This is a genomic window from Streptomyces sp. NPDC001070 (assembly GCF_053598835.1).
Map to the genome: position 1 here is coordinate 147184 of NZ_JBSFLB010000023.1, position 14773 is coordinate 161956.

A 14773-nucleotide genomic window follows, 5' to 3' on the forward strand; every position below is an offset into this window, starting at 1 on the left:
CGTGCCAGGCGGCGGACGTCCATCGGAGGAAGCTCGCGCATTTCCTCGCGGGTCGGTTCTACGGCGACACGGTCGGCTCCGCCTCGCATGAGGACAGCGAGCCTCACTTCCTCGACCGCCGACAGGGTCCGCTTCGCGGGCCGCTTCGTGAAGGGGTCCTCGCTCATGACCACCAGGGTCGCGGATACGGCGGCTGGCGAGGTCGCCTTCGCAGCCTGCGATCGGGGTCGCGGGCGGTCCTGCCTCGGCGGCCTCGTGCCCAGGTGTGGACCTGCTGTGAGTGCTCGGATCGTCCGGCACCACGCGGTATTGCGTCTCGGTGCTCGCCTTGAGGGCGTCGGCCACGCTCGGTGTCAACCCGGTGAGGCGGGCGACCCTCGAGACGGCCAGTTCAGTCACCGTGCCCTCGTCCGCATAAAGGGCCAGCACGTCAAGGGCGGTGCGGACACGCGGCCGAGTGGTGCGCTCCGTTTGCGAAAATTCTGTGTGTGGACGTACAACCTTCTTCACATGTCGTATGTCTCGAGAAGGTGAGGGTCGAACGGCGTGAGGGTGTATGTGCAACCTCATGCGGGCCGGCTCTGCGAGCGGGCGTGCCCGCGAAGCGTCATCAAGGGGCAATCCCGACGTCGCCGCCTCGAAGGTGGCGGCGGGAACGGCATCGTCGCGGGTGGCTGCCTGCTGAAGGTTGCGGTACAGGACGGCGAGCGGGGCCTTGAGGTCCACTGTCACCCAACTTTCAGGCGGACGGCGAGATTGATGCGTCCGTGAGGCGCGCAGGCTCCACGTGACGAACCTGACGATAAACCTGGCGCGTTGACAATGTAAACACCTTGCAAGTCTGGTTCGTGATGACTTCCTCGTGTACGCTTCCGTCGTTGCGTCAGATCCCATGTTGCGTCGCCAACCGTCCGTCGGTAGAGGAGACGTGGGACGGCGTCGTCTCGCCCTGGGGGAGGGCGTACATGCGGTGGGCAGAGGAGGGGCAGTGGAACGAGGGACGGTCGCGGGACGGTTCCGGCTTCAGGGGCCGATCGGCACCGGGAACATGGGGGAGGTGCACCGCGCCGAGGACCTCCAGGTGCCGGACGGCGCGGCCGACCGCCTTGTCGCTGTCAAGCTCATCCTGCGTCACCGTTCAGGTGAGGTCGTCAACACCCGGGACGACGCCAAGGCCGTCGAGCGGTTCGACCGCGAAGTGCGCATCATGCGCCGCCTCCACCACCCGAACGTCGCCCGGATCATCGAAGGTGGCGTGGATGACGACGGGGACGCCGGCCGCCCCTACCTGGCGATGGAACTGCTCGACGGAGAGACGCTCGGAGACCTCATCGACGAGGAGTCCCAGCTCCCCGTCTCCTGGGCCGCCGCGATCGCCGCGCAGATCGCGGACGGCCTCGCCCACACCCACGCCGCCGAGGTCATCCACCGTGACCTCAAGCCGCGCAACGTCATGCTGACCCGTGGCGGAGTCGTCAAGGTCCTCGACTTCGGCATCGGACGCATTGCCGACGACCCGGACGACGCCAGGATCACCAGCACGGGAATCGCCGTCGGTACTGCTCGCTACATGGCACCGGAGCAGTTCAAGGCCGGCCTCGTCACCCAGGCCGCCGACCTCTACGCACTCGGCTGCGTGCTCTACGAGATGCTCACCGGCGTTCCGCCATTCACCGGTGAGAACCCCTTTGAGCTCAGCGACAAGCATGTGAACGACGCCCCGACGCCGATACGCCTGATACGCGAGGAAATCCCCAAGGAACTCGCCCGGCTTGTCGACCGCCTACTGGCCAAGGACCCCGCCCACCGACCCGCAGACGCCGCCACGGTCCGCGACGCGCTTCTCCCGCTCGCCACGTCCGACGGTGGGCCCGGACCGCTCCCCACCTGGGCGGCCCTTGACCCCGTGAAGGGCCTCGAGGTTCTGCACGCCGCCCAGGCGACCGCGCCCGCCGCACTTCAGGACGGCAGTGAAGAACGGGCCGAGCAGCCCGCCGAAGACGGAGTCGACCTCGGAACGGCCGGCCCCGGCATGGACGTCTTCAACGTCCACCGCACGCTCATCAAGGACTACCGGGCCTTCACCGAGGGCGGCACCGTCATCCGCGACGAGCTCGTCAGGCGCTTCGTGGAGAAGGACCTGAACGCCAAGTCCCAGTGGCCCGATCCCTGGCTCTCCCTCAACCCCTTCTTCGCCGGCGGCGGCACCGTGCTGGAACTGGCGGGACAGAAGGTCCTCCACGACGAGTGCGCCAAGATCTTCCAGGCGAAGAAGACCGAGGGCGGCACCGTCTGCGACGGCCGCCCGCTCACGCTCCACCAGCACCAGCGCGAGGCCATCGATGCCGCCAAGGCCGGCGCCTCGTACGTCCTCACCACCGGCACCGGCTCCGGAAAGTCGCTGTCCTACATCGTCCCGATCGTCGACCGGGTCCTGCGGGAACGCGACGCCGAAGGCCCCAAGGCGCAGAAGAGGGTCCGCGCGATCATCGTCTACCCGATGAACGCGCTCGCCAACAGCCAGCTGAAGGAGCTCGAGAAGTACCTCCGCGACGGCTACGGCGCCGGCCGCGAGCCCGTCACCTTCGCCCGCTACACCGGCCAGGAGAACGACGAGCGCCGCAAGGAGATCCGCGACAACCCGCCGGACATCCTCCTCACCAACTACGTGATGCTCGAGCTGATGCTCACGCGCCCCGACGACCGGCGCTCGCTCATCAAGATGGCCCGTGGCCTGGAGTTCCTGGTCTTCGACGAACTCCACACCTACCGCGGCCGCCAGGGCGCCGACGTGGCCCTGCTCATCCGCCGGGTCCGCGAGGCCTGCCGCGCGAACGAGCTCCAGTGCATCGGCACCTCCGCCACCATGTCGACGGAGGGCACCTTCGACGACCAGAAGAAGGTCGTCGCCGACGTCGCCACCACCCTGTTCGGCACGCCCGTCCGCCCCGAGCACGTCATCGGCGAAACCCTGGTACGGGCCACCGATCCCGCCCCGGACACCGTGCCCGCCGCGCGCCTTCGCACCTCGGCCGCGCCCCGCGCGTACTCGGAGCTGGTCCGCGACCCCCTCGCCCGCTGGATCGAGACCCGCTTCGGCCTCGCCACCGACGAGACGACGGGCCGCCTGGTCAGGCAGCGTCCCGCCAAGATCGAGGTCGCCGCGAAGGACCTGGCCGAGCAGTCCGGCGTCGACGAGGAGCAGTGCGCCGCCGCGATCCGCGCCACTCTGGAGGCCGGCTCGCAAGCCCGCCACCCGGTCACCGAGCGGCCGCTGTTCGCCTTCCGCCTGCACCAGTTCCTCTCCAAGGGCGACACCGTCTACGTGACCCTGGAGGAGAAGGCGACCCGCCACCTCACCCGTGCCTACCAGCTTGAACAGCCCGGCAGCGGCGGCAAGCTGCTGATGCCGCTCGCCTTCTGCCGCGAATGCGGCCAGGAGTACGTGACCGTGTGGCGGGACGAGAAGGACGGCGACGTACGGTACGAGGCGCGCCGCGACACCTCCGCGACCGGCGGCCGGCAGGGCGACGGCTACCTCTACATCGACCCCGACAGGCCGTGGCCCGCCAACCCGCAGTACGCCGTCGACGACCGCCGGCTGCCCGAGTCCTGGCTGGAGCTGGACGCCGGAGGCCAGGAGGTCGTCAAGAAGTCCTACCGCGACCGTGTGCCGCGCGCCGTGACCGTCGACCCGTACGGCTACGAAGGCCGGGGCGAACTGCACGCCGCGTTCATCCCGTCGCCCTTCCTGTTCTGCCTGCACTGCGGCGTCGCCTACGAGCAGACCCGGGGCAAGGACTTCGCCAAGCTGGCCACGCTCGACCAGGAGGGACGCTCCTCTGCGACCTCCCTCATATCCGCCTCCGTGGTGCGCTCCCTGAAGTCGGTGCCCGCTGAGGCACTGGACAAGGAGGCCCGCAAGCTCCTCACCTTCGTCGACAACCGGCAGGACGCCTCGCTGCAGGCCGGGCACTTCAACGACTTCGTCCAGATCACCCAGCTGCGCGGCGCCCTGTACCGGGCGGCGCTGGACACCGGTGAGGACGGTCTGCACCACGAGGAGCTCGCGTCCGCCGTCACGAACGTGATCGGCCTGGCGCCCGTCGACTACACCGGCGAGAGCGACCTGGCCCCGTCGCTGGCGCGCAACGCGGCGAAGACCCTCCGCGACGTCATCGCCTTCCGGCTCTACCTCGACCTGGAACGCGGCTGGCGCATCACCATGCCCAACCTGGAGCAGACCGGCCTCCTCGAGATCGACTACGAGGACCTGGAATGGGTGGCCGGCACCCAGGACCGCTGGAACGCGGCCCACGAGAGCCTCCGCGACGCCGACCCCGCTCTGCGCGCCGAGGTCACGAAGGCGCTGCTCAACGAGATGCGCAGGGCCCTGGCCATCGACGTCTCCTACTTCCGCGACGACTTCGACTCGCTCCAGCGGGCGAGCGAGGAACGCCTCATCGACCCCTGGGTGCTCTCCGCCTCCGACAAGCCGCGCATCGGAACCGCCTACCCGCACCCCTCCCGGCCCGGACTGGACCGCTCAAGCCTGTTCCTGTCGGCACGCGGCAAGTTCGGCAAGTACCTGGAGCGAGCGGACCAGTCCTTCAAGAAGATCGGCAAGGACGAGCTGCAGCTCGTCATCGAGGACCTGCTGAAGGTCCTCGCCAAGGCAGGCCTCGTCAAGGAGGTCACCGAGGCTCCCCAGCGCGCCGGCCGCTACCACCGGCAGACGGCCCCCGCCGTCACCGGCTACCGGGTGGCCGCACAGTCCCTGATCTGGCGCGCCGGCAAGGGCGAGACCGGCGCCCACGACCCGCTGACCCGCACCTACCAGAGCGGCGACGGCCCCCGCGTCAACAGCTTCTTCCGTGAGCTGTACCAGAGCGCGGCAGCCGAGCTGGCCGGGCTGTTCGCCCGGGAGCACACCGCCCAGGTGGCACCCGAGGAGCGCGAGCGCCGCGAGGAGGCCTTCCGCAAGGCCGAGCTGAAGCTGCTCTACTGCTCGCCGACGATGGAACTGGGCGTCGACATCTCCTCGCTCAACGCGGTGATGATGCGCAACGTCCCGCCCACGCCCGCCAACTACGCCCAGCGCAGCGGTCGGGCCGGCCGAAGCGGCCAGCCCGCACTCGTCACCACGTACTGCGCGACGGGCAACAGCCACGACCAGTACTACTTCCGCCGCTCCGAGCGCATGGTCGCCGGAGCCGTCGCGCCGCCTCGGCTGGACCTCGCCAATGAGGACCTCGTCCTCTCCCACCTCCAGGGCATCTGGATCGCCGAGGCCGGCCTCAAGCTGGGCCGCGCCATTCCCGGGGTCCTCGACGTCTCGTTCCCTGACACGGGAGAGCGCCCCCAGCCCGAGCTGAAGCTCCTCCCGGAGATCCTCGCCGCCTCCCTCGACGTCGACGCCCAGCACCGCACTGTCGACTCGGCCCGGCGCGTGCTCTCGCCGCTGCTGCCCAGGTTCGCCGAGACCACCTGGTGGTACGACGACTGGATCCAGGACCGGGTGCGCACCGTGCCCGAGCGGTTCAACCGGGTCTTCGACCGGTGGCGCGACCTCTACACGGCCGCTCTCGACGACCAGTACATCCAGAACAAGCGCCGCCTCGACTACAGCCTGACGGAAGGCGACCGCATCCGGGCCAACTCCCGCCGCCGCGAGGCCGAGACCCAGATCAACCTGCTGATGAACGAGAGCGCCGACAGCAAGTCGGTCCTCTCCGACTTCAACCCCTACCGCTACCTCGCCTCCGAGGGCTTCCTGCCCGGCTACTCCTTCCCGCGCCTGCCGCTCGCCGCCTATATCCCGACGACCGGCCGCCGCCACGGCGAGGGCGACTACCTTCAGCGGCCCCGCTTCCTCGCCATCCGTGAGTTCGGCCCCGGCGCCCTCATTTACCACGAGGGCGCCCGCTACCAGGTGACCCGCATCCAGCTGCCGCCGGACGCGTCGGGCGACCTCGCCACCACCGAGGCCCGCCGCTGCGCCCACTGCGGCTACCACCACGACCCCAAGGAGCGCGCCGACCTCTGCGAGATGTGCGGCGAACCCCTGGGCTCCGCCACGTACGGCCTGCTGCACCTGCACACCGTGTACACCACGCGCCGGGAGCGGATCTCCTCCGACGAGGAGGAACGTCGCCGTGCCGGCTTCCGCCTGGAGACCTCGTACCGCTTCCAGGATCACGGCACCCGTAAGGGCCGGCAGGACGCCAAGGTCGCCGACGCGTCGGGCATGCCGATCGCGGAGGTGGCGTACGGCGACTCGGCCACGGTCCGCATCACCAACACCGGGCGGGTGCGGGCGAAGAAGGACGAGCCCGCGGGCTACTGGCTCGACCTCGGCGATGGCCGCTGGATGAACGACCGCGACGCCGCGGAGGCGTCCGGCGACTCCAGCGAGATGCCTCGCGTGGACCTCGACGGCAACGAGAAGCGGCGTAAGAAGCGCGTCATCCCCTACGTCGAGGACCGCCGCAACATCCTCGTTGTGACGCTGGACGAGCCGCTGCCCGAGGCGATCGCGCTCTCGCTCATGTACGCCCTGGAGCGGGGTATCGAGGCTGCCTTCGAGCTGGAGGACTCCGAGCTCAGCAGCGAACTCCTCCCCCCGGACGACGGCCCCCGTGACCGCATCCTGTTCACGGAGGCCGCCGAGGGTGGCGCGGGTGTGCTGCGGCGCCTCCAGTCCGAGAAGGACGCGATCGCCAAGGCCGCGAGCAAGGCCCTGGAGATCTGCCACTTCGACGCGGACGGCGAGGACCAGGGCGGCCCGCACCCGGACCGCCCCTGCGCCCGTGGCTGCTACGAGTGCCTGCTCACGTACGGCAACCAGCTCAACCACGCCATGATCGACCGGCACGCCGTGAAGGAACTGCTGCTGCGTCTCGCCGCGGCCACGGCGACCCGAGAGAAGCGCGGCGAGTCCCGGACCGAGCAGTTCCAGCGGCTTCTCGACGAGTCGGAGACGCCCGAGCTGGAGGGCGCGCTCATCGCTTGGCTGAAGGAGCGCGGACTGCGGCTCCCCGACGAGCCCGGGTCGTTCCTGACCGAGGCCAACGCCGCGCCCGACTACATCTACCGGCTGCCCGGCGCGAAGGTCGCCGTCTTCGTCGACGGACCCGGCGCCGTACTCGACTCCACGCGAGACGAGGACGCCGAAGACCGTCTCTACAACGCCAGTTGGGACATCGTGCGGTTCCCGCAGGACGCCGACTGGAACAAGATCGTCGCCGCCCACTCCCGCTACTTCGGCACCGCCGCCAACTGAACGCCCACCACGAGGACCTGACGACGCCCATGGCACTCACATACTCCGCCGGCTCCCTGGTGACCGCGCGCGGCCGCGAATGGGTGGTGCTCCCCGAGAGCGCCCCCGACATGCTGGTACTCCGTCCCCTCGGCGGCTCCGACGACGACATCGCCGCCGTCTTCCCCACCTTCGAGGAGGTCAAGGGCGCCGAATTCGCCCCGCCCCTGCCCTCCGACCTGGGCGACCAGCGCGCCGCCGGACTGCTGCGCACAGCCCTGCGCATCGGATTCCGCTCCGGCGCCGGACCGTTCCGCTCCCTCGCGGGGATCGCCGTCGAGCCCCGCGCCTACCAGGTCGTACCGCTGCTGATGGCACTGCGCCAGCAGACCGTACGCATGCTGATCTCCGACGACGTCGGCATCGGCAAGACCGTCGAGGCGGGCCTCATCGCCAGCGAACTGCTCGCCCAGGGCGAGGCGACCGGCCTCGCCGTGCTGTGCTCGCCCGCGCTCGCCGAGCAGTGGCAGGCGGAGCTGCGCACCAAGTTCGGCATCGACGCGGAACTCGTCCTGGCCTCCACGGTCTCGCGCCTGGAACGCGGCCTGGACCTCGGCCAGTCGCTGTTCGACCGGTACCCGCACGTCATCGTCTCCACGGACTTCATCAAGTCCACCCGGCACCGCGACGACTTCGTGCGCCACTGCCCCGACCTCGTGATCGTCGACGAGGCGCACACCTGCGTCGCGGCCGACGACACCTCCACCAGCGCCCAGAACCAGCTGCGCTACGAACTCCTCAAGCGCGTCTCGGCGGACATGGACCGCCACCTGCTGCTGGTCACCGCGACGCCCCACTCCGGCAAGGAGTCCGCGTTCCGCAACCTCCTCGGCCTCGTCAAGCCCGAGCTGGCCAAGGTCGACCTGGACACCGACGCGGGCCGTGTCCTGCTCGCCCGGCACTTCGTGGCACGCAAGCGCGCCGACGTACGCCAGTACCTGACCAAGGGCGACGGCCTCGCCGACGACAGCCTCGCCGAGAAGACCGCGTTCCCCTCGGACCGCTACTTCAAGGACGAGACCTACAAGCTCGCCCCGGCGTACCGCACCCTGCTCGACGACGCCATCGCCTACGCGCAGGAGCGCGTCGAGGCCGCCGACTCCCAGGGCAAGCGCGAGGCCCGGATCGCCTGGTGGTCGGCGATCGCCCTCCTGCGCTCGCTGGTCTCCTCGCCGCGCGCCGCCGCCCAGACCCTGCGCACCCGCTCCGCGGCCGCCGTCGCCGCCTCCGCCGAGGAGGCCGACCGCCTGGGCGCCCCGCTGACCAGCGACTCCGCGGACAGCGACGCACTGGAGGGCATGGACGTGGCCCCGGGAGCGGAGACCGAGGAGCACGCGGGATCGCGGCTCGCCGAACTCGCCGCGCGCGCCGAGCAACTGGAGAACCCCGAGCAGGACCTGAAACTGAAGGCGCTCATCAAGCACCTCAAGGCCCTGCTCGCCGACGGCCACAACCCGATCGTCTTCTGCCGCTACATCCCGACCGCCGAGTACCTGGCCGAGCAGCTGGCCAACGACCCGGAGACGAAGAAGCGCGGCCCGCTCGGCGCGAAGACCGTCGTCAAGGCCGTCACCGGCACGCTCTCCCCGCAGCAGCGCCTCCAGCGGATCGAGGAGCTGGCGACGGAGGCCGGCGAGAACGCCGCCGCCCGCCGCGTCCTGATCGCCACCGACTGCCTGTCCGAGGGCGTCAACCTCCAGCACCACTTCGACGCCGTCATCCACTACGACCTCGCCTGGAACCCGACCCGCCACGACCAGCGCGAGGGACGCGTCGACCGGTACGGCCAGAAGAAGGACCAGGTCCGCGTCATCACGCTGTACGGCGACGACAACGGCATCGACGGCAAGGTCCTCGAAGTCCTCATCAAGAAGCACCGCCAGATCAAGAAGGACCTGGGCATCTCCGTCTCCGTGCCCGACGAGATGTCCACCGGCGTCACGGACGCCATCGTCGAGTGGCTGCTGCTGCGCGGGCGGCAGGGCGAGCAGGAGGCGCTGTTCGGCTCGGACGCCTTCCAGCAGAGCTTCGCCGACCTGGAGAAGGACTGGAACTCGGCGGCAGAGCGCGAGAAGGCCTCCCGCTCCCGCTTCGCGCAGCGCTCCATCCACCCCGAGGAGGTCGCCCGCGAGGTCGCCGCGGTCCGCGAGGCCCTCGGCAGCGCGGGTGAGATCGCCACCTTCGTCCGCGACTCGCTGAACGCCCTGGGCGGCGTGCTGCGCGACACGGGCGCCGACTTCACCGCCGAGGTCGGCGGCACGCCGGCGGGCCTGCGCGACGCGCTCGCCCCGGTCGTCGGAGCCGACACCATCGAGAAGGACCGCCCGATCCCGTTCCGCGCCGACCCGGCCGTGGCACGCGGTGAAGCCGCCCTGGTGCGCACCGACCCGGTCGTCGGCGCCCTGGCCGGCCACGTGCTGAACGCGGCGCTCGACACCCAGGCCGACGGCGTCCGCCCGGCCCGCCGCTGCGGCGTCATCACGACGAAGGCCGTCGACACGCGCACGACGCTGCTGCTCGTCCGCTACCGCTTCCACCTCACGCTGCCGTCGCGCAGCGGCGAGAAGCAGCTCGTGGCGGAGGACGCCCGGTTGCTCGCCTTCCGGGGCTCGCCGAAGAACGCCGAATGGCTGACGCAGGACGAGGCCGTCGCGCTGCTCGACGCCACGGCCGGTGTGAACACCGACGCGTACTTCGGTGAGCGCACCATGACCCGCATCCTCGACCAGCTCCCCGAGGTCTCCGGCCACCTGGAGGCGTACGGCGACGAGCTCGCCGCCGCGCTGGACGACTCCCACCGGCGCGTACGCAAGGCCGCCGACGAGATCGTCCGAGGCCTCCGCGTCACCGCCCAGAAGCCCGCCGACATCCTCGGCGCCTACGTCTACCTGCCCGCCGCCGCATCCGGAGAGGCCGCCTGATGTCCGCCACCGCCCGCAACCAGGTCTTCTCCGCCGTCCACACGGTCGGCGCGCTGCTGCCCGTCGACATGCTCGTCCGCATCAGCGAGGGCAAGGACGTCCCCGGCTCCAAGCCGGCCGACTACGGCCTGCCCACCTCCCGGTCCGTCCGCGACGAGGCCGAACGCAGCTGGGAGTACCTCAAGCCCCTCTGGCGCGACCTGCGCAAGCGACTCCCCGAGGACCCGGCGACTGGCGCTCCGGCGAGCGACCCCACCGGCATCGTCGCCACCGACTGGCTGGCCCCGCTCTGGCGTGAGCTGGGCTTCGGCCCTCTCACGCCCATGGGCCAGGCCGGTGTCGCCGCCGACTCTGATCCGGACAAGATCTTCGCCGTCTCCCACCGCTGGCGCCACGTCCTCGTCCACCAGTCGGCCTGGAACGCCGACCTGGACCGCCGCCCGGGCGGAGCCGGCACCGTGCCGCCGCAGTCCATGCTCCAGGAGTGCCTGAACCGCACTGAGGCCCATCTGTGGGGCATCCTCACCAACGGCCGCCAGGTGCGGCTGCTTCGTGACTCCAGCGCGCTGGCCACCGCCTCGTACGTCGAGTTCGACCTCGAGGCCATCTTCGACGGCGAGCTGTTCAGCGAGTTCGTCCTGCTCTACCGGCTCTTCCACGTCTCCCGCTTCGAGGTGGCGGAGGACGCGGCTCCGTCCGCCTGCCGGCTGGAGAAGTGGCGCACCGAGGCCATCGCCTCCGGCACCCGCGCCCTGGACCAGCTCCGGAAGGGCGTCCAGACCGCCATCACGACGCTGGGCACGGGCTTCCTCAAGCACCCCGACAACCGCGAGCTGCGCGAGACTCTGGACGTCAAGACGTTCCACTACGCCTTGCTGCGCCTGGTCTACCGGCTGCTCTTCCTCTTCGTCGCCGAGGACCGCGACGTCCTGCTGTCCCCGGACGCGGACGCCTCCGCCAAGGAGCGGTACGCCGCGTACTTCTCCTCCGCCCGGCTGCGCCGCCACGCCCAGCGCCGCCGCGGCACGGCTCACGGCGACCTGTACCAGGCCCTGCGCTTCGTCCTGTCGGGCCTCGGCAACGACGACGGCCGGCCCGAGCTCGGCCTGCCCGCGCTGGGCGGCATCTTCGACGACGTCGAAGCCGACAAGCTGCTGCACGCCCTGGCGCTGTCCAACGAGCCGCTGCTCGACGCGGTGCGCGCCCTGTCGATCGTCCGCGACGCCAACTCCCGCCGGAACCGGGTGGTCGACTACCGCCACCTGGACGCGGAGGAGCTGGGCTCCATCTACGAGTCCCTGCTGGAGCTCGTCCCCAAGCACAACGCGACCGACCGCACCTTCGAGCTGGTCGAGCTGGCCGGCAACGCCCGCAAGACCACGGGCTCGTACTACACCCCGTCCTCGCTCATCGAGTGCCTGCTCGACTCCGCCCTCGATCCGGTCATCGACGACGCGGTCAAGCGCGGTGAGATCCGCGCCACGCGGTCCGGCCAGCCGGACACCCGCGACGCCATTGTGGACGAGCTGCTGGCCCTGACGGTCTGCGACCCTGCGTGTGGCTCGGGGCACTTCCTCGTGGCGGCTGCGCGTCGAATAGCCAAGCGGGTTGCGGCTGTCCGCGAGCAGAACCCCGAACCGCCGATCGATGCCGTCCGAAGGGCCCTCCACGAAGTCATCGCCCGCTGCATCTACGGCGTCGACCTCAACCCCATGGCCGTCGAGCTGGCCAAGGTGTCGCTGTGGCTGGAGGCCCTGGAGCCGGGTAAGCCCCTCGGCTTCCTCGACGCCCACATCAAGCACGGCAACGCGCTGCTGGGCGCCACGCCAGCGCTGCTGGCGGGGGGCATACCGGATGATGCTTTCAAACCGATCGAGGGCGATGACAAGAAGATCGCGGCACGGCTGAAGAGGGACAACGCACGGGAACGCGGCGGCCAGCTCAGCTTCACCACCGAAGACCGCATCTGGGTCTCCAACGCCTCCTTTGCGGTCACGGTGCGCGACATCACCGACGCCTCTTCTGACACTCTGAGGGACGTCCGCCTCCAGTCCAGCCGCTTCCGCGAACTGGAGCAGTCCGCGGACTACCTCCACGCCCTCAACATTGCCGACGCATGGTGCGCCGCCTTCGTCTGGCCCAAGGTTGAGGGCGCGCCCACGCCGGTCACGGAAGGTATCTTCAGTGACCTGCAGAGCCCCGGGAGTGGTATCCCGGCGACGACGCGGAACGAGATCGTCCGCCTGGCCGAGCAGTACACGTTCTTCCACTGGCACCTGGAGTTCCCGGAAGTCTTCCGCGTTCCCGAGACGGCAGGCGCCACCGTAGACCCCGCAGTCGGCTGGGCCGGCGGCTTCTCCTGCGTGCTAGGCAACCCGCCGTGGGATCAGGTGCAAGTCGATGCACGTGAGTTTTTCGCATCACGACGGCCCGAGATTGCACAAGCAGCGAACATGACTGTACGTAACCGGCTGATAAAAAAGCTTGAGCAGGACGAGCCTGAACTCTTCTCGGAGTTCACAGCCGAGAGTCGTGCGAATGATGGATTCAAACATTTTGTCCACGCATCTGGTCGGTTCCCGTTGACAGCCTACGGGCGACTCAACACGTACTCGCTGTTCGCCGAGCACGCGAGGACGCTCGCAGAGCGGATGGGACGTGCAGGCCAGATCGTGCCTTCTGGGATAGCCACAGATTCATTCAATCAATACTTCTTCAAGGACCTCGTTCAACACGGCTCCCTTGCCTCTCTCTACGACTTCGAGAACGCCGCGCCGCTCTTTCCTGACGTGCACCGCTCATTCAAGTTCAGCCTGCTGACCCTTGCCGGCAGTTCCGTTCGCGAAGAGGCCGCGAGCTTCGCCTTCTTCCTCCATGATCCGGCAGATCTCGACGCAGCCGATAAACGCTTCACCTTGACCTCCGAAGAGATCACCCTCCTAAACCCCAACACGGGCACCTGTCCGATCTTTCGAACGCGTCGTGACGCCGAGATCACTCTCGGAATCTATCGTCGGGTACCTGTGCTTATACGTAAAGAGAGTCCAGCGGAAAATCCGTGGGATGTTCAGTTTCAATTGATGTTCATGATGAACACGGATTCTGATAAGTTTCACACGCAAGAAGACCTGGTAGTGGACGGTTGGTCTCTCGTGGGTAACACCTTCGTGCGCGGAGCGGCCCGCATGCTTCCGCTCTTTGAAGCGAAGATGCTCCATCATTATGACCACCGATGGGCTACCTACGGGCCCGATGGCTCCATCCGAGAACTCAGTTTGCCTGAGAAGCAGAGCTCTACTGGGGTCTCGCTTCCGCGCTACTGGGTGTCCGAGCTCGATGTCAACACTCAGCTTGCTCGCAAGTCGTGGAGACGTGAATGGTTGATTGGGTGGCGTGACATTTGTCGTGCTACCGACGAACGCACGTCAATCACTTTCGTTTTTCCGAGGTCCGCCGCAGGAAACAAAGTTCCGCTTATGTATGTGCAGCAGGAACCTTGGCTTTGTGCTGCCCTCGCTGCATGCCAGGCGTCCTTTGCTTTCGACTTTGCAAGTCGCCAAAAGCTGGGTGGCGTCACCATGAATTTCTTCATTTGGCAACAGCTGCCAGTTCCTTCGCCGAGAACTGTTCAACTGTTCCAGGGTTTCATTACCCCCCGGCTCCTGGAACTTTTCTACACCGCCCATGACATGGCTCCGTTCGCCTGTGACCTAGGTGACACCGGCGCGCCCTTCTATTGGGATGACGACCGCCGCGCAGTCATCCGCGCTGAGCTGGACGCCTTGTTCTTTCATCTCTACGGCATCGCCCGTGACGACGTGGACTACATGCTCGATACCTTCCCCATCGTCAAGCGCAGGGACGAGGCCAAGTACGGCTCCTATCGAACCAAGGAGCTGATCCTCGATGCCTACGACCGCATGGCGGCTGCCGGTGTCTCAATCGACGCCCCACTCCTCGACGGCGAGAACTTCACCTCCTCCCTCACACCGCCTCCTGGCCATGGCCCCCGTCACTGAATCGAGTCGACACGAATCTTGGATCGGCGGTCGCAGCCGTGTTGGCGCGACTTCCCGACCAGGACACCCCACAGCGAGGTCAAGGTGAAAGCTGATGCGCCACCGTCTGGCTCAGGAGGGCCGGCTTCGGTCTCACGCGCCGAGGCCGTCGCGCTTGAACGCGAACGTCTCCGCGCGCTGGGGGCGCGCCGCGAGACGGACACCGCTAACGCCGCAGTCGACGCTTTCACGGTGCGTAAATGGCGAAAAGTAGGCATCTTTTGTGCTCACGCGGTGGAGCAGGCTCTCGCGAGGCTGCGCCAGCTTGCCGAGCAGGATGATCCGGCGACGCCCGGCTGGGCTTTCGACGCGTTCTGCAGCGCCCAAGAAGGCAACCTGGAGGGGGACTTGCTGCCTGCGGTGTGGTGTGTGCCTGGCCTACTGACTTGTAATGCGTGATGTCGTGGGGTGCTGACAGGTCGTGATCGTCGCGGTACACCACGGTCATGAGGTACGCGCAGGGTGGCGGGCTG

General features: G+C 68.5%; 4 protein-coding genes. 3 read left to right on the forward strand and 1 reads right to left on the reverse strand.

The genetic code is table 11. From position 1 onward, the window contains the following. The first annotated feature begins 1048 nt into the window (after positions 1–1048). The 3 genes from ACWDAS_RS26835 to ACWDAS_RS26845 are packed head-to-tail and all read left to right on the forward strand — an operon-like array spanning position 1049 to position 14261. Entirely contained in the window at positions 1049–7282 is a 6234-nt protein-coding gene (locus ACWDAS_RS26835) for a protein kinase domain-containing protein (protein ID WP_450395699.1), read from the forward strand. A gap of 29 nt (positions 7283–7311) precedes the next feature. Beyond that, complete coding sequence (locus ACWDAS_RS26840) at positions 7312–10242, forward strand: helicase-related protein (protein ID WP_450395680.1); 2931 nt, start codon at positions 7312–7314, stop codon at positions 10240–10242. Continuing rightward, positions 10242–14261: an Eco57I restriction-modification methylase domain-containing protein gene (locus ACWDAS_RS26845; protein WP_450395683.1), complete on the forward strand. Its 4020-nt coding sequence runs from the start codon at positions 10242–10244 to the stop codon at positions 14259–14261. Before ACWDAS_RS26840 ends, ACWDAS_RS26845 begins: the two co-directional genes overlap by 1 nt. Positions 14262–14393: 132 nt before the next feature. Here the strand turns inward: ACWDAS_RS26845 and ACWDAS_RS26850 are convergent, their stop codons facing one another. Then, positions 14394–14627 carry a hypothetical protein gene (locus ACWDAS_RS26850; RefSeq protein ID WP_450395685.1) on the reverse strand — a complete coding sequence of 78 codons (234 nt, stop codon included), beginning with the start codon at positions 14625–14627 and terminating at the stop codon, positions 14394–14396. Positions 14628–14773 lie beyond the last annotated feature (146 nt).